Raw genomic sequence first — 21,531 nt, 5'->3', positions numbered from 1 at the left:
TCTCGAGAGTGGTGTTATCACTAGTGTGCCTGGTTCAGGAAAACGTGCCAGCCTCAAGGTGCCGGTCGGCCGTCAGAAGGCCCGGCGGGCGCTTCGAACTCGCCGGAATTCCACGGCTACCTGCGCGTTCGGGCACATTCACGATCCATGGCACAATGGACGGGTGAGTGGACCAGGGATATGGCTGGCTGGCACGCGTCTTGTGCAGCGCCGCCATATTGATTTCAAGCGCGTCAATAGCTGCGGCTGTCGTCCGTAGCTGCCCGCGCCTGCCCGGCTCAATCAGGGAAGTTCTTGTGGCTGAAAGCGCCAGCCGCACATCTCCGGGCAGTTCACCGCAGCCCAAAATCGGACAGTCCACGTCGAATTCTGTTTCAGGAGCATTTGAATGTCGTCAGCCCACGACGCCGTCTCCCCTGCTGAGTCCGCTTCAACCGGGTCTGCTGGGTCTTCCACTGCGGAACGCCCGCCGCGGCGCGAACGCCCCGCGCGGGGCGCAGCTGCGAACGGTGCCGATGGTGAACGTGTCCGGACACCGCGTGCCGCACGCCCGAAACGCCGCAAGGCGGAGGGGCAGTGGAAGCTCGGTTACCGTGAGCCGCTCAACCCGAACGAGCAAACAAAGAAGGACGACAACCCGCTCAATGTGCGCCAGCGCATCGAGAACATTTACGCCATTCGGGGTTTTGACAGCATCGACAAGGCCGACCTGCGCGGCCGGTTCCGCTGGTACGGCCTGTACACGCAGCGCAAACAGGGCTATGACGGCAGCTGGACCGGTGATGAGAACATCGACGTCATTGAAGACAGCCACTTTATGCTGCGGGTTCGTGTCGATGGGGGCCAACTGAACCTCGAGCAGCTCCGTACGATCGGGCAGATCTCCAAGGAATTTGGCCGTGATACCGCGGATCTCTCCGACCGCCAGAATGTGCAATGCCACTGGATTCGTGTCGAAGATATGCCCGAGATCTGGCGCCGGATCGAAAGTTGTGGCCTGACTACGACAGAGGCGTGCGGCGACACTCCCCGTATCGTTCTGGGCTCACCGCTCGCTGGCCTCGCGGTGGACGAGGTGCTCGATCCCACACCCGCGATCAACGAGATCGTGCGCCGCTACGTTGGCGATCCGCGCTACTCCAATCTGCCCCGCAAGTTCAAGACCGCGATGTCGGGGTTGCAGGACGTGGCGCACGAGGTCAACGATTGCGCGTTCATCGGCGTTAACCATCCGGAGCACGGCCCCGGTCTCGACGTCTGGGTCGGTGGCGGGCTCTCCACCAATCCGATGATCGGGCAACGTCTCGGGGCGTGGGTGCCCCTCGATGAGGTACCGGACGTCTGGGAGGGCATCGTCTCGATCTTCCGTGACTACGGGTATCGCAGGCTGCGCAGCCGCGCGCGCATCAAGTTCCTTGTGAAGGATTGGGGGCCCGAGAAGTTCCGCCAGGTGCTCGAAGATGAGTACCTTGGGCGCAAACTCCTCGACGGCCCCGCACCGGAGCCGCTGACGAAGCCACGCGACCATGTGGGTGTACAGAAGCTCAAGAATGGCAACTACGCCGTGGGTGTCGCACCGATTGCGGGACGTGTGTCCGGCACGAAGCTGCTCGCCGTCGCGGATGCTGCCGAGCGGGCAGGCACAGACAAAGTGCGGCTAACGCCCTACCAGAAGCTGATCATCGTCGACGTGCCGGAAGACCGGGTTGAACCCCTGATCGCGGAATTAGACGAACTCGGGCTCCCTGCCCGTCCTTCACTGTGGCGCCGTAACCTCATGGCGTGCACCGGTATTGAATTCTGCAAGCTGTCTTTCGTTGAGACGCGCAAGCGCTCGCAGGATCTTGTGCCGGAACTCGAGCAGCGGCTCAAGGACCTGAACGAGCAACTCGACACCGCTGTGACAATCAACATCAACGGGTGCCCGAACTCATGCGCCCGCGCACAGGTTGCAGATATTGGTTTCAAAGGCCAGTTGGTCCCCGACGACGATGGCAACCACGTCGAGGGTTTTCAGGTTCATCTCGGCGGCCACCTCGGTCTCGATCCTGCGTTTGGACGCAAGCTGCGCGGCCACAAGGTGACCACGGAGCAGCTCGGTGACTACGTGGAGCGAGTGGTGCGAGGCTTTGCGGACGGCCGGGTCAATGGTGAGCGTTTCGCGGATTGGGCGGCGCGCGCAGATGAAGAACTCTTGCGTTAGGCCACGGACCAGCGATGACGGATCACAGCGCGGAATCAACTGACACCGGTGGGAACACTCCGGTGTCCCGCGCTGTTCCTTTTTATTGCCCGTACTGCGCGGACGAAGATTTGCGCCCAGATCTGGCTGACGGCACAGCCCTGCCACACGGCCAATGGCGGTGCGCGGGATGCAGGCGCGTTTTTGCGCTGAAATTCCTCGGTGCATCGGCAGTAAAGCGAAAGGTTTCACCATGAGTATCGCCACAGAAACGGATCTGCGGACGATCGCCGAACGCGGCGCCGCGGACCTCGAGGGGGCGTCCGCTGAGGACTTGCTCCGCTGGACCGACGAAACCTTCGGGGGCCGCTACATTGTGGCGTCAAATATGCAGGATGCGGTGCTTGTTCATCTCGCATCGCAGGTGCGTCCCGGGGTGGAAATCCTCTTTCTCGACACTGGGTACCATTTCGCCGAAACCCTGGGAATGCGGGATGCCAGCGAAGCTGTTTATGGTGTCACAATTCGCAATGTGACACCCGAGCAGACTGTCGCCGAACAGGACGCCAGCGAAGGCAAGGACCTATTCGCGCGTGAGCCAAACCGGTGCTGCGCCCTGCGTAAAGTCGCGCCACTGAAGAAGACCTTGTCAGGCTACGACGCCTGGGTTACCGGCATTCGGCGCGTTGAAGCCCCAACTCGGGCGAATGCGCCCCTCATCTCCTACGATGAGGCGTTCGGTCTGGTAAAAATCAACCCGATCGCTGCATGGACTGACGAGGACATGCAGATCTACATCGACAAGCACGCCATCTTGGTAAATCCGCTTGTTGATGAGGGTTACCCCTCGATTGGCTGCGCGCCATGCACCGCGAAGCCAGCACCTGGGGCCGATCCGCGCAGCGGACGCTGGGCGGGTAACAACAAGATTGAATGCGGGTTGCACTCATCATGACGATCAAAACCGCCGAGTGGGACGTGACCAATCGAGATCAGAACGGAGTGATGCCTACCGTGGGCGCACAGACCCCTTCTTCTCAGGCAGTATCTCCAGCGGACGTGTCCCACACGCACGCCGAGATGGCGCGGGTCGCGATGGCGACCAACTTCGACACGCTTACCGCGCTCGAAGCTGAGTCGATTCACATCTTCCGCGAGGTCGCTGGGGAGTTCGAGCGGCCGGTCATCTTGTTCTCGGGTGGTAAGGATTCCACAGTCCTGCTTCACCTTGCGGTGAAAGCGTTCTGGCCGGCACCGCTCCCCTTCCCAGTGCTCCACGTCGACACCGGCCACAATTTTCAGGAAGTCCTCGATTTCCGCGACCGGATGGTCGAGCGGTACAACCTGCGGCTGCACGTGGCAAGCGTGGAGGAATACATCGCTGACGGCCGGCTTGAAGAGCGGGCCGACGGCATCCGCAATCCGCTGCAAACGGTTCCGCTTCTCGACGCGATCAGTGAACACCGCTTTGACGCGGTATTCGGCGGTGGCCGTCGCGATGAGGAACGGTCGCGGGCGAAGGAGCGGATCTTCAGCCTCCGCAACGCCTTTGGGCAGTGGGATCCTAAGAAACAGCGTCCCGAACTGTGGAATCTGTACAACGGTCGCCACTCGCCGGGTGAGCACGTCCGAGTCTTCCCGCTGAGCAACTGGACTGAACTAGACATCTGGCGGTACATCGCGCGTGACAACGTCGAACTGTGCCCCATCTATTACGCGCATGACCGCGAGGTGTACCAGCGCGACGGCATGTGGCTCGCTCCGGGGCCGTGGGGCGGTCCGCGTGACGACGAAAAGCTGGAAACGAAGTCGGTGCGCTACCGCACCGTCGGTGATGGTTCCACCACCGGCGCTGTACTTTCTGACGCTAGCGACAATTTCGCGATTCTCGCTGAGGTGGCGGCGTCGCGGCTCACTGAACGCGGCGCAACCCGCGGTGATGACCGAGTGTCAGAAGCCGCAATGGAAGACCGCAAGCGAGAGGGATATTTCTGAGCATGAGCGACCTTTTGCGCCTGGCAACTGCAGGCAGTGTGGATGACGGGAAGTCCACTCTCGTTGGCCGTTTGCTCTATGACACGAAGTCCGTCCTCGCCGATCAGATCGACGCCGTCACGCGTGCTTCGGTAGATCGCGGGCTTGCGACACCCGATCTTTCGCTGCTCGTCGACGGACTCCGTGCCGAGCGTGAGCAAGGCATCACGATCGATGTGGCTTACCGCTATTTCGCGACGCCCAAGCGTTCCTTTGTGCTCGCAGATACGCCTGGTCACGTGCAATACACCCGCAACACCGTCTCGGGCGCTTCGACGGCTCAGCTCGTTATCTTGCTCGTTGATGCCCGTAAAGGCGTCATCGAACAAACTCGCCGCCATGCCGCGGTAATGGCGCTGCTGGGCGTACCGAAGCTCGTTCTCGCAGTAAACAAGATCGACCTGGTCGAGAACCCCGGTGAAGTGTTTACGCAGATCAGTGACGAATTCAACGCGCTGACCGCGGCACTCGGGTGGGGCCCTGATGATGTGCAGGAGATACCTGTCTCAGCGCTCTATGGTGAGAACATCGCAAGCCGATCGGAACGGACGCCCTACTACACCGGCCCCTCTCTCATCGAGCACCTGGAATCGGTGCCAGTTGATGCCGAGCCACACAATGTCGGGCTCCGTTTCCCCGTGCAGTATGTGATCCGTCCCCGCACCGCGGAATTCCCCGATTACCGCGGCTACGCTGGCCAGATCGCTGCCGGGGAGGTGCGCCCAGGCGACGAGGTCGTGGTTCTGCCCGCTGGTATCCGCACCACCGTGACGAAGGTTGACACTGCGGACGGCGAATTGGACCATGCCGAAGCAGGCCGGAGCGTCACGCTGCTGCTCGCGGATGAGATCGATATTTCGCGCGGCGACGTGATCGCCTCTCCGGCAGATGCTCCCGAACCAATCGACGACTTCGAAGCGACCGTTTGTGTGCTCTCCGAGAAGCCACTTCGGCCGGGCGCCCGCCTGCTGCTGAAGCACGGAACGAAGACGACGCAGGCGATAGTCGGAGCAGTCATCGAGCGCTTCGACGAGCAGGAGCTCAGCGCAGATCCGGATCCTGGAACACTGTCGCTCAACGAAATCGGCCGTATCCACATTCGCGTGGCAGAACCGATTGTCGCCGACAACTATGCCGTCAACCGGCACACAGGCAGCTTCCTGCTGATTGACCCGGCAAGCGGCAACACGCTCGCTGCCGGACTCGTCGGTGACGCACTGTCCGCGGTGGAAATCGGTGAGCGCGGAGTCCCCACCTAATCGCAGCGGGCGCCAGCGGTCATTCTGCCGCCGGATCAACGTGCTGAACGATCTGCACGGGCGGGCCCACTTCTGAGTCCATTGTCACGACAACTCCATCGCCGAAAGGCTGTACGCCCCGCGTGATCCCGTCCGTGTGCGACGGAATACGCCAAGGCGTCCAGCGGATCCCGTCCGCGGAAAGCCACACCACTGGGCCGCTCGCATCGTCAGATGTGAAGCGGCCCGGTGCTGCGTAGCCCGCATTCACTGGCACAGGGCGTCCCATACTCGAGCCATAGCCGGTGCGGAACACACCGGCGAATTCGATCCCGTCCTCCGTGCGCAGCACAATGTTTCGGCCGCCCGTGCTGGCTCCGATCACTACCCCGCTGCCGGACCCAGCGCACCCAGTTAAGACTCCGACTCCCGTGGTCAGGATCTCCGCGGTCGCTCGATCCCATTCTTCTCCGGTGTTTCGCCAGGCGGCTGGGACGCGCACATCCCCGTTATCAAGGGAGCCGACGGCGAGGAGGCCGCCGCCGGGCAGTGCGCACACGTCTGATACAACCCCCGCGTCGTCATCGAGAATGATCGCATCGCTCCAGCCACGACCATCACCGGACGTCCACACCGATGGGCGGCCCACTGGTTCCTCGGCGGCAGCGTCGGCGCTCGTGCCCGACGCAACCCACTCCTCACCGATCCGGTGCACAGCGGTGAAACGAACGTCTATGACATCCCCGAACCCGCCGGCGGGCTCCCAGGGCTCGCCAAGGACGCTCCGGAACCAGGCGCGCGGCTCTACCCGCTGGCGCGTCGGGCTGAACCGAGAACCCGCTAGAACAATGTCATCCTGCCCAAATGCACCTGTCACGGTGTCGGTCATCTCGGCAACTTCAGGCGGCTCGTACGGGATGGGGTGCAGGGAGCGATCCTCAGTGAGCTGCCAGAGCGCCCGCTCGGGTGTGCTCCGGAACTCTGGCCCATCGGCCTCGTACCGCACACGCAACGTCTCCAGGTACATGTGCCGCGGCGCGGGCGTTGCCGAGTCAACCTGGGCGACCTGTTCAAGAGCCCCAGAGCGCTCGAGTTCGCGCCACGCATCCTCGCGTCCGTGAACACCCACCACAGCGAGTCCAGCACCGAAGGGGCTGAGTATCGCGACTTGCTCGTCCGGATTCACCGACAAGGTGAGTCCGCCCACTCCCGGAAAGCCGAGAAGATCGGAAGTTCCAGTGAAAGCCCACTCGCCGGCCGCGTTTCGGTTGTAAAAACCGGCTCGCAGCGAATCGTCGTTGCTGCCGACCATGAACGCGATGCCGTCACGCACAGCGGGGCGGCCCAGCACTGTGTCCACGCCTTCCGCGACGTAGAAGACGGAATCGTCCGGTGGCGGCGGAACAAGCTCACCGTCCCACCGCTGCCCGTCCTCCGATGTCCACGCGGCGGGCAACAGTCCGCCGGTGTCGGGATCACGTGCACCACCGGTGACGAGGAACCGATCACCCGTCCACGCCATCCCGGAAAGGAAGATGTCCGGGTCATCGGTGATTCGAGTGGGACTGCTCCATGTCGCACCACCATCGTCTGACGTGTACGTTTCGAATCGTCCGGCTGCCCCTTCCTCGCCATGCTGCACGAGGACAACAACCGAATCGTCGAACGCGGCCGCATCCACCACGAGCCGCTGATCTCGGTCAGCGATGGGCGGCAGAGTGACGTACTCGACGTCAGCGCCGTCAACGATCGCGACGGCGAGTTCTTTGCCAACCGACACACCGGCAAGGTAGATGCGCTGCCCCGCGGCAGCGCCCGCGCTGACACGGAACGTCTGGGCGAACTCCGGAGGCAGTTCTACCTCGTGCCATTCGCGCCGGTCCGCTGAACGCCACAGCCGTGAGCGCAACGTGCCCTCTTCATACGACACTCCGGCAAGACCCGAAACCTCGGGGTTGCCGATCAGTCCGCCGGTGAAGGCTCCTTGGTAATCTGCCGCGACATCGGCGCGAAACCAGCCGAATCCGTCGTCGGACAACCACACCTGCGGGTGGGCAGGTTCGCGCGGAGCCGCAACGTTGAGTGCGAACGCGAAGGGCACACCCTCAGCCGGTGCAAGGAAGTCCATGCCCAAACCGGCGTAGTCGTCCTCTCGGTACCACTCGCCGGGTACTTCGATCGATTCCGCCGGGAGCGCCCGCAGCGCGGGTTCTGCAGCCGGTGGCGCGTCGTCGGCGGGCTGTTCTTCACGTTCATCGATGCCTGGCGAACACCCCGCAAGAACGAGCGCTGCGACGATAGCTGCGACTCCAGCCGGGCGGGTCCGTGTCACCATGTCCTGACATTAATCCGCCGCTCCCGCACGGGTAGGCGATATGACCGGATTCAGGCGTCCCGTAATCCTCAGATCCCATTGGAAATAGGCTGCGAGGCACCATCAGGAACGTGGGTGGCTCGCACGTAAATCTGTTCTCCGCGGACAAGCCGCAGATCATCAGCGTCGCCCCGCGTGATCTGCGCGGACAGGCGTGGATCACCGTTAACAGGTTGGAGTTCCACTCGGACCTCGAACCCGAGGCGGACGATACGATCCACCACCGCTTCGACTGCACCCGGATGGTAGACGCGGTCGAGGTGCAGATCGTGCGGGCGGACCATCATACCGCTGATCGTCGCGACCGGCCCGAGGAACGACATGACGAATTCGTTGGCGGGACGCTCGTACAGGTCGTCGGGTGAACCGACCTGTTCGATGCGACCACGATTCATCACAGCGATCCGGTCGGCGACGTCGAGCGCCTCCTCCTGATCGTGCGTAACGAGAACAGTGGTGACGTGCACCTCGTCATGAAGCCGGCGGAGCCACTCACGCAGGTCCGCGCGGACCTTGGCATCGAGCGCACCGAACGGCTCATCGAGCAGGAGCACTTTCGGGTCGACCGCGAGCGCGCGGGCTAGCGCCATGCGCTGGCGCTGGCCACCTGAGAGTTGTGAGGGGTAGCGGCGCTGGAACCCGTCAAGGCCGACGATGCGCAGCAGTTCGTCCACGCGGTCAGCGATTTCGTTCTTGGGACGACGACGGATCTTCAGGCCGAACGCAATGTTGTCACGGACTGTCATGTGCTTGAACGCAGCGTAGTGCTGGAAGACGAAACCAATGCCGCGCTTCTGCGGCGGAACGCCTGTCACATCGTCGTCACCGATGGTGACCGCACCTGAGTCTGGATGCTCAAGACCCGCGATGGAGCGCAAGAGTGTTGATTTTCCCGATCCGGAGGGGCCGAGCAGCGCTGTCAGGGAGCCTGAGGGTATCTCCAGGGTCACGTCATCGAGTGCCTTGAAGTCACCGTAGTTCTTGCGGAGACCGGTCACGGTGATCATGTTGTGCTCCTCTTGCGGTCGAGGACTGTCATCAGCAGCAGTGTCAAGATCGCGAGCATCATGAGCAACGTGGCTGCGGTGTAAGCACCGTAGGTGTTGTGGTCATCGATGTAGCGGGCATGTACGAGCAGGGTGAGCGTTTGCGAGACCCCCGCGAATCCGGAGGACACGAAAAGCACTGCACCGAATTCACCAAGTGCGCGTGCCACCGTGAGAATCACACCGTAGGTGAGACCCCAGCGAATGGCGGGCAGCGTGATCCGGGAGAACGTCTGCCAAGCGTTCGCGCCCAGCGTTGCTGCAGCCTGCTCCTGTTCTTCACCGATTTCACGCAAGACCGGTTCAACTTCGCGGACCACGAACGGCAACGTGACGAAGATCGTCGCGAGCACCATTCCTGGGATCCCGAAGATCACCCGGATTCCGATGTTCTCGACGAACGTGCCGAACCATCCCCCGACACCCCAAAGGGTGATTAACGCGACACCAACCACAACTGGTGAGACTGCGAAGGGAATATCGACCACCGCTTCGAGCAGACGCCGCCCGGGAAAGCGCCCGCGTGCCAGCGCTAGCGCGGTCAGGATGCCGAAAATGACGTTGACGGGCACAACGATCGCGACGATCAGCAGGGAAAGATTCAGCGCTGAGATCGCTGCGGGCGTAGTGATCGACTCCCAGAACGCTAATATCCCATTCTCAAACGAGCGGTACAGGATCATCGCGATCGGCATCAGCACCAGGACCGCCAGGTACCCGAGCGCAGTAAACCGAAGCGCGTAGCGCCAGCCGCGGGTCACGATCATGCTGCGGTCTCCTCTCGCCGGATCGAGCGCTGTGCCAGCACCCGCAGCACGAGCAGCGTGATGAAGGCGATGATCAGCAAGACCACGGACACCGCAGCGGCATTGACAGGCCGGTCCATTTCGAGCTGCTGCTGAATGTACTGCGACGCGACCTGGGTTTCGCCCCGAATATTCCCGCCGATCAAAATGATCGAACCGAACTCTCCGATAGCGCGGGCGAATGCCAGTCCAGCGCCGCCGAAAATAGCCGGCGCAAGCACCGGAAGAACGACTTTCCAGAAGATTGTGAGGTTACTTGCCCCCAGCGAAGCTGCGGCCTCCTCCACATCTTTCTCTAACTCGATAAGTACTGGCTGCACCGACCGCACAACGAACGGCAGCGTCACGAATGCCAGGGCGACAACCAAGCCCGGCTGAGTCGCGTTGAGGTGCACATTAATTGGGCTTTCCGGCCCATACAGCGAGAGCAAAACGATACTCGCCACGATGGTGGGCAGTGCGAATGGCAGGTCAATGATCGCATTGACAAACCGCTTCCCGGGAAACTCGTCACGGACCAGGACCCAGGCGACGAGTGTGCCGAACACGACGTTGATGAGAGCCACGATTGCCGACACGATGGCAGTGATGCGCAACGCTGCCACAGCGCCCGGCGCGGTGACGGCGTCCCAGAAGCCGCTCAGTCCGTTTTCGAAGGATGTTGCCGTCAGTGCCGCGAGCGGTAACAACACGATGATGCTGAGCCACAGCACCGCGACACCAACGCCGAGGGGGCCGACGGTGCCAGAAAATCGGCTGACCTTCGAAGGCGGGGGCGGGGTTGCTGCGTCCTGAATAGTCACGTCTGCTACCTCAGCGCTTCGTAGTAGATCGTCGAAATCGCACCGTGGTCCGGGTCGAAGTATTCGTCGTTGACCTGCCGCCATCCGCCCAGATCGTCAACAGCCCACACCGTTGATGGCTGCGGAAACTCCCCTGCAAATTCGGCTTGCACTTCGGGATCGACCGGACGGAAACCTGCACGCGCCCAGGTGCGCTGACCTTCCTTCGAGTACTGGAAGGCGAGGAAATCTTCTGCGATGTCGCGGCGGGGGCTGTTTTCGATCACTGCCATCGGATTGTCGATCCGAAGGGTCTGGTCGGGCGTGATGAAGTCCACTGGGTCGCCCATGCGCTGCAGGAAAATCGCCTCGTTTTCGTAGGTGATGAGAACATCTCCGCGGCCCTGCAGGAAGGCTTCTGTCGCTTCACGGCTTGAGCCGGGCTGAATTTTGATGTGATCGAGAACCAGGGCCCTGACAAAGTCGAGGCCACGTTCACGCTCCGCGCCGCCTTCACTCATCACGGCGTACGGGGCGAGCAGGTTCCATTTCGCCGAACCGGAACTGAACGGGTTCGGCGTTACCACCTCGATTCCGGGCCGGAGAAGGTCTTCCCAGGTTTCGATACCCAACGGGTTTCCCGGACGTACGACGAGGGTGACGACGGAACCAAACGGGACGCCGTTGTACTGTCCCGCGTCCCAATCGGGCGCGACCAGTCCTGCATCAACCAAGCGACGGATGTCTGGTTCAGCGGAGAAGTTCACCACATCGGCAGGAGCACCGTTCGCGACTTTTCGGGACTGATCTGCAGATGCGCCAAACGACTGCAGGAAAGCCACACCCGCCCCTTCGGGTGTCTGCGCGAACTCCGGAATGATCTCATCGAAGCCAACCTTCGGCACGGCGTAGGCGAACAAGCCGAGCGTGCCCCGGCTGCCGTCGCCGCCCACGGTCTTTTGTCCGGGGATGTCGCTGGGCCCGCCACCACATCCCGCGAGGAGCAGAACAAGGCCCAGCAGCCCGAGGATCCCCGGAAAACTCACCCTGGGTTGTCGCATGAAAACTGGTGTCCTTCTGTCTGCTGACTTTGACGCACGCCATTGCCGCGGCGGTCTCTTAAGAGTGGTCACCGCATTCGGGGGCGGTTCCCGGCCCCGGCGGGAGATACCCGCCGCTCAGGCTTCAGCTAGCGACAACACATGATGTCAGCGACTGCAGGCAGACCAACGGCGATGAGCGCCAGTTGATGGCGCACCTCGTACTTGCCGGTCTCTTCCACGGCGACAATATTAGCAGTCCTTTTTACGCACACCACATCGCCGCGGGCGATGCACGGCACACCGCAACGTCACAGCATGGACAGCACCCACGCGGCAATCACGAGAAGGAGCAGCGCACATAGCGCGAGCGTGACCCTAGATTTGGGCATCACCGCCCACCTCTCCTTCTCGTTCCGAACCCCGCGTGCGCTTTTGCCGCCGCTTTCGTTCAACCCTGCTGACTATCGGGGCCAGCATCTTGTCGAGCACCGTGGCCGCGAAGAAGCACAGTGGGAGCATCACCGAAACAACCAGGATGACCTGGGGCACGAAGGGCAGTCCGGCGATCCACAACTCCACGCCGTCCCACCAGCGCGCGATCGCATCCACCACCCCACCATATCTGGGGCTCCGCTCACGGCTGCGCCAGGCGCCCAGGAACCATCTCACACTGCCCGCTCGGGGCCATTCCCCGTTTCCTTCAGCGGAGCACAGAGTCAACCGTCACAATGGGGCAATGCCGACGCCCGAGGAAACCGTGAATTCCGGAAGCACCGAGCAAGCTCTGGCCCCGGGCCCCATGGCCCATCGGCAGCGCAGCGCACACCCCGGATTCCCCCCGATTGGCGACTACGGCTTTTTGTCTGACTGCGAAACGACCTGTCTGATCGCTCCAAACGGTGCGGTCGAGTGGATGTGTCTCCCGCGGCCCGATTCGCCCAGTGTGTTCGGCGCGATACTCGACCGCAGTGCCGGCCATTTCCGGCTCGGGCCGTATGGCCAAAGCCAGCCCGCCGCTCGCAGATACCTCCCTGGCGGTCTCATCCTCGAGACGACATGGCAGACCGAAACCGGGTGGCTCACCGTGCGTGACGCGCTCGTCATGGGTAAATGGCACAACACAGACCAGCGCTCTCGCACACACCGCCGCACTCCGACCGATTGGGATGCAGAACACATGCTGCTGCGCACAGTGAAATGTGTCAGCGGCACCGTCGAACTCGAGTTGAGCTGCGAACCAGCGTTCGATTACCACCGGAAAGCAGCGGCCTGGGAGTACACGGGAAAGGTATACGAGCAGGCCACTGCCTACTGCACCGATTCACCTGAGGGTGAGCCCACGCTGACGCTGACAACGAATCTCCGTCTCGGCATCGAACGCCGTGAAGCCCGGGCGCGTACACGCATGGTCGAGGGCGATCAGGTTTTTGTTGCGCTGTCATGGGGTGAGTTACCCGCACCGCACTCTTTCGCGGAAGCAGCCCAGAAAATGTGGGATACGGCGGAGTGCTGGCGACAGTGGATCACCATCGGCCGCTTCCCAGACCATCCGTGGCGGGGATACCTACAGCGCAGCGCACTCACTCTGAAAGGCCTTACCTACGCACCTACCGGCGCGCTTCTCGCTGCCGCCACCACCTCCCTCCCGGAAACACCCGGTGGTGAACGCAACTGGGATTATCGCTACGCCTGGATCCGTGATTCGACGTTCGCGCTGTGGGGGCTCTACACGCTGGGCCTCGATCGGGAGGCGAATGATTTCTTTGACTTCATCTCGGACATGGGTGTGGATGAGAACGGTGAGCCGGTGCCGCTGCAGGTGATGTATGGGGTCGGTGGTGAACACGAGTTAGTAGAAGAAGAACTCACGCACCTGACCGGTTATGAGGGGGCACGCCCGGTCCGGATCGGCAACGGAGCGTTCAACCAGCGGCAGCATGACGTGTGGGGAATCATCCTTGACTCGGTGTATTTGCACGTGCGCTCCCGCAATCAGGTCCCCGAGAACCTGTGGCCGCTGCTGAAACGCCAGGTCGAGGAGGCGATCGACAACTGGCGGAAGCCCGATCACGGAATCTGGGAGGTTCGCGGCGAACCCCAGCATTTCACCTCGTCGAAGGTGGTGTGCTGGGTCGCGCTCGACCGGGGTGCGAAACTCGCCACCATGCATGGCGAAACCGGCTACTCGCAACAGTGGGCGGCCATCGCTGACGAGATCAAGGCCGACATTCTTAAGCATGGTGTTGACGAGCGTGGTGTGTTCACGCAGCGCTACGGCGATCCTGCGCTCGACGCGTCGCTGCTGCTCGTCCCGCTAATGCGGTTCTTACCGCCCGCTGACTACCGGGTGCGCAACACCGTACTCGCTATCGCCGATGAGCTCACACAGGACGGGCTGGTGCTGCGCTACCGCGTCGAGGAGACCGATGACGGGCTCTCGGGCGAAGAGGGCACCTTCACGATTTGTTCATTCTGGCTCGTGTCAGCGCTGGTGGAGATCGGTGAGGTGGAGCGCGCGAATCGCCTTCTCGAAAAACTGCTGAGCTATGCCAGTCCGCTCAAGCTGTACGCCGAGGAGATCGATCCCTCGAATGGCCGCCATCTTGGCAACTTCCCGCAGGCATTTACCCACCTGGCCCTCATCAACGCGGTTGTCCATGTCATCCGCGCCGAGGAGGAGTGGGAAACTGGCGCGTTCCAGCCCGCCCACCATCACCATCACTCACACTGAGCCACCGCACAGGCGGCTCAGCAGTTGCCTGCGGCGCACTCCAGTTCCGGGCGAAGCGAGTCGAGCACCCATTCGATGGACAACGCACTGGGCGTGTTGAGCGCGACGACTGTCTCCACGTCGACCGCCGCGAACGCTCCTGACTGCACAGCTGGAAGCTCTGCGAAACCCGGGAGACGCAGGAGATCGTCCGGCTCACCGCCATTTGGCCACATGATGAGCAGGTCGCTGCGGAGAATATCGACTCTTTCGGCGCTGACGAAGACTCGCCCTGCGCCTGCCGCTTCCGTGACGACGTGTTCTGGCCAGCTCATACCCAGGTCGTAGAACAGCGCAGCCGCGCCGTCGTCAGGGTCGGCGACAGCGACAATCTGGTTCCCGTCGAACATGAACTGCGACAGCACAGCTGTTTTGCCCTCGAGGCCGGGCAGTTCCGCAGCAGTGTCCGCGACTGCGCTTCTGACTCGCTCGATGATGGCCTCGGCATCGTCGAAGCGACCGAAGATTTCACCGATGACACCGACCTGGCTTTCCCATCGATCGACTTGCTCGTCACCCAGTAATCCCAGTGTGGGCGCGATCGCATTGAGCTGGTCGTACACGCTCTGCTCGCTCGCACTGTAATCAGCCAGGATCAGGTCCGGTTCGAGGGCGGCGATTTGCTCGAGCGGCAGCCCCGTAGCTTCCGTCGCGGTCAGAGGGGTGGCTCCGTCTAGATGCTCGACTTGCCAGTCGTATAGTCCATCGTCGCCCGCCAGCGCATCTCGCGCGAACGCCACCGGCTGAATGTCGAACGCGAGCACGGCGTCGAGCCACTGCGCACTGAGCGTCACTACCCGTTCGGGTTGCACTGGCACCTCACTAGTGCCGAATTTGTGCGCGACCGAAACGACGTCTCCCTCATCAGCATCACCGGCCGCACCGGAGCCGCAAGCGGCGACCCCAGTTACGAGAGCAAGCGACAGCACGCCTAATCCGAGTGCGCGTAGGGCTGTCCTTACGGTACCCATCCTCAACCTCCCACTACTTTGGTGAGGCTAACTTTGGCACATCGGGCGTCTCCGTGGGGATCTCTCAATACGCGAGTGCCCGCCGCATGAGACGCGGCGGGCACAATCAGCTCTGCTCACTTAGAGCGTGGGCAGCTCTGGCAGCTGAAGGTTCGCGGGGAGCTCAACATCGGCGGGGAGTTCCACTCCGGCCGGAAGTTCGATCACGTCGGGGAGCGCAGCGACGAGGTCGGCGGGTGCGACCGCGGCAGGATCTGCGATCACCTCCGGTGCGGCGATTTCCGGGTCCGCCACCGGCGCGACAGTCCGCTCTGTCGGCGCGCTGTTCAGGCCGAGTTGCTGCGAGCAGGCCGGCCAAGCACCCCAGCCCTGGCCTGCGAGAGTACGCTCGGCGACTGCGATCTGCTGCTCACGGGTAGCGAGGTCGGCGCGCGGCGCGAATTCCGTACCGCCGTAGCCTTCCCAGGTGCTCTGCTGGAACTGGAGCCCACCGTAGAATCCGTTGCCGGTGTTGATCGCCCAGTCGCCGCCGGACTCGCACTGCGCCAGAGCATCCCAGTCGGAGTCAGGCGCAGCGTTCGCCGGCGCCGCGAGTGTCACGGCACCTACTGCGGCGGCTGTTCCTGCGAGTGCAAGTTTTGTTGCTGTACGGAAGCGCATAAAGTCGGGGGTTTCCTCTCCTATCTCGACTGCAGATCCGTGCTCTTGGTCCGTGAATCGTTGTGATCCAGCGGAACGCGTTCCACGGTAGGAAGACGAGGCGCAGAGAAAAACCCTAAGTGACGACAGTAACAACACCATTAAAGCCAGTAAACTTTGGCGGCACCACCGCAAAATAAGTGGTGAGAGCTTATTCTGATGTTTATTCTGGGGCTGAATTTATCGTCCCGTGATGTGCGCCCCACATTGCCGCAGCGCCACTCTTCTCAAAATATGAGAAACCCGGATGCGTGGTGACGCATCCGGGTTGTCGTGAATTTCGTGTATTTACTTTTCAGTTTTCCGGCGCGATTGCGAACTCGACCCGGACCGCGACCGTGACGACCGTGGCGCCGGCTTCGGGGCGGGCTTTGACTCTTCAGTAACGGCCTCGTCTTCGATTTCCTTCGCCGGGGCTTCGTCCTTTGTGCCGCCCCGAGGCATGAGCCGCTTCAGTGGCTTGCGGAGCGACTGCGCTGGGCTGAGCATCCAATCAGCATTTTCAAGGACATTATCGAGGCGCCCCAGCGAACTATCGAGGGAGTCGAGCGAGGAATTCAGCGTGTTCAGGCTGCCATCGAGCTTCGTCAGGGTGGTATCCAGCTTTTCCAGAACGAGCAGCAGCCGCTCGGTAATGACGTCGAGGCGGCTAAGCGTCTCATCTAGGTTGAGGACGGCATTAGTGAGTTGCCTGATCTTGCGCCCCGGCCCCCAACCCTTCTGGGTCTCCTGCGCTGGAACAGTCATGAAGGACTCCTTTAGTCACGCGACTCGCACCGTCGAAACGACCGGTACGCCGCAGTACGGTCTGCCTGAATCCTAAGACACTGCGACATAACCGGCGGGACTGCCCACGGTCATATCGGTCACATGCCACAGGCGCGACGGAGGTGTTCCTCCGCGTCGCGGGCGATATTCGTCACCACATCGGCGGCCGGCCGACGCTGCGAGACCAGCCCCACCGCCTGACCTGCATATACCACTCCCGCATCCGGATCAGTGGGGTCGTACGCGGCAGCAATGTCGTCTTCCGTCGCGCCCGAACCGTCAAACTTGTCGCTAAAGGTGTTCCGGACGGCCCGTCCGAACCACTGAACGGGCCACGGCTGATGCCGAGCCTTGTCAAACACATCGGTGTATACCGTTTCCGTGCTGCGCGCGTCCAGCACCCGCTCGACGGCGTAATCCGGGCCTGTCGTCTCAGGACTGGCTAACAAAACGGTCCCCAAGAGCGCCCCTTGGCCACCGGCAGCGAGGACCGCAGCGAGGCCACGTCCAGTCGCGATGCCGCCAGCCGCAAGCACCGGCAAGTCCGTGGCTTCGAGCACTTCCTGCAACAGCGTGAGCGTGGATATCCGCCCCGTGTGACCGCCTGCCTCAGCACCCTGGGCGATGACAGCGTCGACACCCGCAGCTTCCGCAACACGCATGTCCTCAACGGTGCTCACTTGCGAGATCGCTAGCGCACCGATTTCCTTGACACGGGCAACGTAGGCAGCCGGGTCGCCGAACGACAGTGAGACCACCTCCGGTTTCTCCGCCAGCGCGGCGGCGAGCAGAGTGTCATCATCGTCGAGTGCCCACGTCATGAGGCCAACACCGAAGCGCCCGCCTCGCTCCCGCGCCACCGCGGCTTCGGTGTGCACCCACTCCGGCGTCGTGTACCTGGCTGCCCCAAGCATGCCCAGACCACCAGCCCGGCTTACCTCCCCCGCGAGCAACCCTCCGGCCCGTCCGCCCATCGGCGCCCCGATGATCGGGATTTCCAGCCCCAGCGTCTTTGTCAGCCACGTATTCAGCACACCTCGTGACTACCACACTGATGAGTTGTCCGCTCGCCGCTCGAATATGCTCACTGCCATGCCCCCGTTCTGGATTGTCGACGCGTTCACCTCCGCCCCCTTCGAAGGAAACCCGGCAGCTGTGGTGCTCATGGACACGCCCTACGACGCTGCGTGGGCACAACGTGTCGCAGCGGAATTCAACCTCTCGGAAACGGCGTTTGCTCGCCACTACGATGACCGCAGCGGGTGGGAGCTCCGATGGTTCACACCTACGACCGAAGTGGATTTGTGCGGCCACGCCACCCTCGCCACTGCCCATGTGCTCGCCAGCGAAACCTCCCGCGGCCCGATCAGGTTCTTCACGCGCAGTGGTGAATTGGTAGTGACCAGCGCTGAGGGGCGCTACTGGATGGATTTCCCGTCCGCCGCGCCCACTCCCGCCGCAATCCCGCCAGGACTCCACGAAGCGCTGGATGCACAGCCGCTTGGCGTCTGGTCGGGAGCGACCGGGGACCTGCTGGCTGAACTTCCCGACGCGGAAGCGCTTCGCCAGCTGAAACCGAACATGAGCCTGCTGAAACAACTTCCCGCACGGGGGGTGATCGTGACGGCTCCAGCGACGGCGCCGTACGACTTCGTTTCGCGTTTCTTCGCACCAGCGGTAGGAGTGCCCGAGGACCCGGTCACCGGGAGCGCTCACACCGTACTCGCGCCATTCTGGGCTGACCGGCTGAACCGGTCAGAGCTTTTCGCACGGCAGATCTCCCAGCGCGGCGGTGATGTTCTCCTGCGGCTCGAGAAGCCAGGCCGTGTCCTCATCGGGGGCAGCGCTGTCACGATCATGTCCGGTTCGCTGTCTATCCCCAACACAACGTTGTAGAAATCCGGCGATCTTCCCTCCTCTGCCCCGGCTCGATTGGATTTGGCTCGATCAGCTGACCGCGTGCCGGAGATGTCGAGCGAACCACTCCGCCGCGAGAGCATCTGCGCGAGCGGCGTGCGGGAGTTGCGGCGCCGGGTCGAGGCCTGGTTCTTCCGCGAGCGCGTGCCCCATCCCTTCGACTCGGTGCAGGTCAACTGTCGGTTCGCCGCCGTAGCGGGCGGCGATTGCGGCGGCGAATTTTTCGGCGGGCTCGATAAAGCCTTCGGCATCGTCTTCGGCGCCGACCACAATCCGAACTGGCGGGCAGCCCGCGGCCACGAAGTCCCCGGCGCGCGCCACGAAGTCGAGTGTGTTCCCAATCTCGCCTGAATGCGCCGTCCACTCATAGGTGATGCCATAAACCCGTTGCATCGCCGCAACGACGGCACGCACCTGCAGGAGCGGCGAAACAAGCACGGCCGCACCGACAGTCGCTATCTGATCGGCGGTGACGAGCGCCGCGACAGCTGCACCCAGTGATCCCCCCATCACGCCGATGGTCCCGTCCGCGAATGCGAACTTATCCCGCAGCGCCTCCTTGACTGGGGCGAACTCGGCGACCGCCCGCTCGGTGATGGGGCCGTACAGATTGGTAACTGCATCCTCCATGCCTAGCTGCATGATCTCGTCGAATCCCCCGCTCGGCGTCCTCGCTCCGCACATCGGAAGCCCAAGGTATACGCGCCACGCGTCTATGCCGCTGAGCGGGAGCGCAGCTTCAAATGCCGCTTCGGTCCGTGGCGCATCCATCAAGTGCCACGCAAAGACAACCGGCGCGGGTTCGTTAGCTCGCGCAGGCGGCTTGGCCAGATAGGGAACGCCTTCGATGGTCCCCTGGTACACGTCGGTCTCAGTCACGCACCTAGTGTGCGGGCGAGCAGCAACAGGTGCACCAGAAACGGGACAGACGCACGAGTACAAGTCGTGAGTCTGTCCCGTCTCTTTACGATTCTGCAGACTACTTCTTCGGCTTGTCGGCGGAGGAATCGGTCGACAGCGCGGCGACGAACGCCTCTTGCGGAACTTCGACGCGGCCGATGGTTTTCATACGCTTCTTGCCTTCCTTCTGCTTTTCCAGCAGCTTGCGCTTGCGGCTGATATCGCCGCCGTAGCACTTGGCAAGGACGTCCTTACGTATGGCCCGGATATTCTCGCGCGCAATGATCTTCGAACCAATCGCTGCCTGAATCGGAACCTCGAACTGCTGACGCGGAATGAGTTCCTTCAGCTTGTTCGCCATCTTGTTGCCGTAGGTGTAGGCCGCATCTTTGTGCACAATCGCCGAAAACGCGTCGACCGCCTCGCCCTGCAGCAGAATGTCGACCTTGACAAGATCGGATTCCTGCTCGCCGCGCTCCTCGTAATCCAGGGAAGCGTAACCGCGGGTGCGTGACTTGAGGGAGTCGAAAAAGTCGAAGATGATTTCTGCCATGGGCAGTACGTATCGCATCTCAACGCGTGTCTCCGACAGGTAATCCATGCCCTGGAGTTCACCGCGGCGGGATTGACACAACTCCATCACCGATCCGATGAACTCGGACGGGGTGATGATCGTCGTCTTCACCATCGGCTCGAACACGGACCGAACCCGCCCGCTCGGCCAGTCCGAGGGATTGGTCACGATCGTTTCGGTGCCGTCCTCCAGGATGACCCGGTACACGACGTTTGGCGCGGTGGAGATGAGGTCGAGGTTGAACTCGCGTTCGAGCCGGTCCCGCGTGATCTCCATGTGCAGAAGGCCCAGGAAGCCACAGCGGAAACCGAAGCCCAGCGCCACTGACGTCTCCGGTTCGTAGGTGAGCGCGGCATCGTTGAGCTGCAGTTTGTCGAGGGCTTCCCGCAGATCGGGATAATCCGAGCCATCCATGGGGTACAGGCCTGAGTACACCATGGGTTTCGGGTCGCGGTATCCCGTGAGCGCTTCGGGAGCACGCTTCTTCGCCGATGTCACCGTGTCACCGACGCGCGACTGGCGGACGTCCTTCACACCAGTGATCAGATAGCCGACCTCCCCCACACCGAGACCAGTGCACGGTTTCGGATCGGGGGAAATGATGCCTACCTCTAGCAGGTCGTGCGTCGCGCCGGTAGACATCATCAAGATCTTTTCGCGTGGTGTGATCTTGCCGTCGACAACACGCACGTAGGTCACCACACCACGGTATGTGTCGTACACGGAGTCGAAGATCATGGCGCGCGCTGGAGCATTCGCTTCACCGACTGGAGCGGGGATCCGCTTCACGACGGCGTCGAGCAGGTCAGACACACCTACCCCCGTTTTGCCGGATACCCGCAGCACATCACCAGGCTCACAGTCGACGATGTGCGCGATCTCCTCGGCGTAGCGATCCGGATCCGCAGCAGGAAGGTCGATCTTGTTCAGCACGGGAATGATCTCGAGATCCCGATCAAGCGCCATGTAGAGATTCGCAAGTGTTTGCGCCTCGATGCCCTGCGCCGCGTCCACAAGCAGAACCGCGCCTTCGCACGCTTCAAGCGCGCGCGACACCTCATAGGTGAAATCGACGTGGCCAGGCGTGTCGATGACCTGCAGTACGTAATCTTCTCGGGTGCCGCCCGGCCCCTCTACAGACCACGGCAGCCGCACGTTCTGCGCCTTGATCGTGATACCGCGCTCACGCTCAATGTCCATGCGGTCGAGGTATTGGTCTCGCATGGACCGCGCGTCGACGACACCTGTCAGTTGCAGCATCCGGTCGGCCAGGGTCGACTTTCCATGGTCGATGTGCGCGATGATGCAGAAGTTACGGATCCGGGCGGGATCGGTGAACGTCGTGTCCGCAAAGCTAGGCACTCGGCTCCTTAAGCGTGGCGTGGTGGTTGCGGGTGTGCAGCAAGCAGGCACCCTAGAGTATTGAT

At 62.4% G+C, this 21,531-nt stretch carries 20 protein-coding genes; 6 read left to right on the top strand and 14 right to left on the bottom strand.

What is annotated here, in order from left to right:
* Positions 1 to 34: 34 nt before the first annotated feature.
* Positions 35 to 361: a hypothetical protein gene (locus ONR57_RS18500; protein WP_265125000.1), complete on the bottom strand. Its 327-nt coding sequence runs from the start codon at positions 359 to 361 to the stop codon at positions 35 to 37.
* Between the two features lie 27 nt (positions 362 to 388).
* On the opposite strand from ONR57_RS18500, the gene ONR57_RS18495 reads away from it, so the two are divergent.
* The 4 genes from ONR57_RS18495 to ONR57_RS18480 all read left to right on the top strand — a co-directional run bounded on the left by ONR57_RS18495 (position 389) and on the right by ONR57_RS18480 (position 5,475).
* On the top strand, positions 389 to 2,203 hold the full coding sequence (locus tag ONR57_RS18495; RefSeq protein ID WP_265124999.1) for a nitrite/sulfite reductase: 1,815 nt from the start codon (positions 389 to 391) through the stop codon (positions 2,201 to 2,203).
* Between the two features lie 232 nt (positions 2,204 to 2,435).
* Entirely contained in the window at positions 2,436 to 3,137 is a 702-nt protein-coding gene (locus tag ONR57_RS18490; protein ID WP_265124998.1) for a phosphoadenylyl-sulfate reductase, read from the top strand.
* A 125-nt stretch (positions 3,138 to 3,262) separates the two neighbouring features.
* Entirely contained in the window at positions 3,263 to 4,177 is a 915-nt protein-coding gene (gene cysD, locus ONR57_RS18485) for a sulfate adenylyltransferase subunit CysD (RefSeq protein WP_265125495.1), read from the top strand.
* A 2-nt stretch (positions 4,178 to 4,179) separates the two neighbouring features.
* On the top strand, positions 4,180 to 5,475 hold the full coding sequence (locus ONR57_RS18480; protein ID WP_265124997.1) for a sulfate adenylyltransferase subunit 1: 1,296 nt from the start codon (positions 4,180 to 4,182) through the stop codon (positions 5,473 to 5,475).
* Between the two features lie 19 nt (positions 5,476 to 5,494).
* On the opposite strand, the gene ONR57_RS18475 is transcribed toward ONR57_RS18480, so the two are convergent.
* From ONR57_RS18475 to ONR57_RS18450, 7 genes are all read right to left on the bottom strand, one after another.
* Positions 5,495 to 7,789 carry a hypothetical protein gene (locus ONR57_RS18475; RefSeq protein WP_265124996.1) on the bottom strand — a complete coding sequence of 765 codons (2,295 nt, stop codon included), beginning with the start codon at positions 7,787 to 7,789 and terminating at the stop codon, positions 5,495 to 5,497.
* 68 nt (positions 7,790 to 7,857) lie between these two features.
* Positions 7,858 to 8,835: a sulfate/molybdate ABC transporter ATP-binding protein gene (locus tag ONR57_RS18470; RefSeq protein ID WP_265124995.1), complete on the bottom strand. Its 978-nt coding sequence runs from the start codon at positions 8,833 to 8,835 to the stop codon at positions 7,858 to 7,860.
* Complete coding sequence (gene cysW / locus ONR57_RS18465; protein WP_265124994.1) at positions 8,832 to 9,641, bottom strand: sulfate ABC transporter permease subunit CysW; 810 nt, start codon at positions 9,639 to 9,641, stop codon at positions 8,832 to 8,834. Before cysW ends, ONR57_RS18470 begins: the two co-directional genes overlap by 4 nt.
* Positions 9,638 to 10,483, bottom strand: a complete 846-nt coding sequence (gene cysT, locus ONR57_RS18460; RefSeq protein WP_265124993.1) for a sulfate ABC transporter permease subunit CysT — start codon at positions 10,481 to 10,483, stop codon at positions 9,638 to 9,640. The genes cysW and cysT overlap by 4 nt, the downstream gene beginning before the upstream one ends.
* 5 nt (positions 10,484 to 10,488) lie before the next feature.
* Positions 10,489 to 11,523, bottom strand: a complete 1,035-nt coding sequence (locus ONR57_RS18455; RefSeq protein ID WP_265124992.1) for an extracellular solute-binding protein — start codon at positions 11,521 to 11,523, stop codon at positions 10,489 to 10,491.
* A gap of 128 nt (positions 11,524 to 11,651) precedes the next feature.
* Positions 11,652 to 11,744 carry an Ms4533A family Cys-rich leader peptide gene (locus ONR57_RS23535; protein ID WP_374116485.1) on the bottom strand — a complete coding sequence of 31 codons (93 nt, stop codon included), beginning with the start codon at positions 11,742 to 11,744 and terminating at the stop codon, positions 11,652 to 11,654.
* A 136-nt stretch (positions 11,745 to 11,880) separates the two neighbouring features.
* Positions 11,881 to 12,114, bottom strand: a complete 234-nt coding sequence (locus ONR57_RS18450; RefSeq protein ID WP_265124991.1) for a hypothetical protein — start codon at positions 12,112 to 12,114, stop codon at positions 11,881 to 11,883.
* Between the two features lie 190 nt (positions 12,115 to 12,304).
* On the opposite strand from ONR57_RS18450, the gene ONR57_RS18445 reads away from it, so the two are divergent.
* Positions 12,305 to 14,236 carry a glycoside hydrolase family 15 protein gene (locus ONR57_RS18445; protein WP_265125494.1) on the top strand — a complete coding sequence of 644 codons (1,932 nt, stop codon included), beginning with the start codon at positions 12,305 to 12,307 and terminating at the stop codon, positions 14,234 to 14,236.
* Positions 14,237 to 14,253: 17 nt separating this feature from the next.
* On the opposite strand, the gene ONR57_RS18440 is transcribed toward ONR57_RS18445, so the two are convergent.
* The 4 genes from ONR57_RS18440 to ONR57_RS18425 form a co-directional block, all read right to left on the bottom strand.
* Positions 14,254 to 15,246 carry an ABC transporter substrate-binding protein gene (locus ONR57_RS18440; protein ID WP_265124990.1) on the bottom strand — a complete coding sequence of 331 codons (993 nt, stop codon included), beginning with the start codon at positions 15,244 to 15,246 and terminating at the stop codon, positions 14,254 to 14,256.
* Positions 15,247 to 15,366: 120 nt separating this feature from the next.
* A complete protein-coding gene (locus tag ONR57_RS18435; RefSeq protein WP_265124989.1) occupies positions 15,367 to 15,906 on the bottom strand; it encodes a transglycosylase family protein in 540 nt (179 codons plus the stop codon).
* A gap of 327 nt (positions 15,907 to 16,233) precedes the next feature.
* Positions 16,234 to 16,692 (bottom strand): hypothetical protein, encoded by a 459-nt coding sequence (locus tag ONR57_RS18430; protein ID WP_265124988.1) that lies wholly within the window; start codon positions 16,690 to 16,692, stop codon positions 16,234 to 16,236.
* Positions 16,693 to 16,811: 119 nt separating this feature from the next.
* Positions 16,812 to 17,747, bottom strand: a complete 936-nt coding sequence (locus tag ONR57_RS18425) for a nitronate monooxygenase family protein (RefSeq protein WP_265124987.1) — start codon at positions 17,745 to 17,747, stop codon at positions 16,812 to 16,814.
* A 58-nt stretch (positions 17,748 to 17,805) separates the two neighbouring features.
* On the opposite strand from ONR57_RS18425, the gene ONR57_RS18420 reads away from it, so the two are divergent.
* Positions 17,806 to 18,609, top strand: coding sequence for a PhzF family phenazine biosynthesis protein (locus ONR57_RS18420; RefSeq protein ID WP_265124986.1), 804 nt, complete (start codon positions 17,806 to 17,808; stop codon positions 18,607 to 18,609).
* A 51-nt stretch (positions 18,610 to 18,660) separates the two neighbouring features.
* On the opposite strand, the gene ONR57_RS18415 is transcribed toward ONR57_RS18420, so the two are convergent.
* The gene (locus tag ONR57_RS18415) at positions 18,661 to 19,509 is read right to left on the bottom strand and encodes a S9 family peptidase (protein ID WP_265124985.1); all 849 of its coding nucleotides are present in this window, start codon (positions 19,507 to 19,509) and stop codon (positions 18,661 to 18,663) included.
* Between the two features lie 100 nt (positions 19,510 to 19,609).
* On the bottom strand, positions 19,610 to 21,466 hold the full coding sequence (gene lepA / locus ONR57_RS18410; protein WP_265124984.1) for a translation elongation factor 4: 1,857 nt from the start codon (positions 21,464 to 21,466) through the stop codon (positions 19,610 to 19,612).
* Positions 21,467 to 21,531: the final 65 nt, after the last annotated feature.

It is taken from the genome of Hoyosella sp. YIM 151337 (assembly GCF_026041215.1).
GTDB lineage: Bacteria > Actinomycetota > Actinomycetes > Mycobacteriales > Mycobacteriaceae > Hoyosella.
This window is presented reverse-complemented; position numbering and strand designations above follow the sequence as displayed.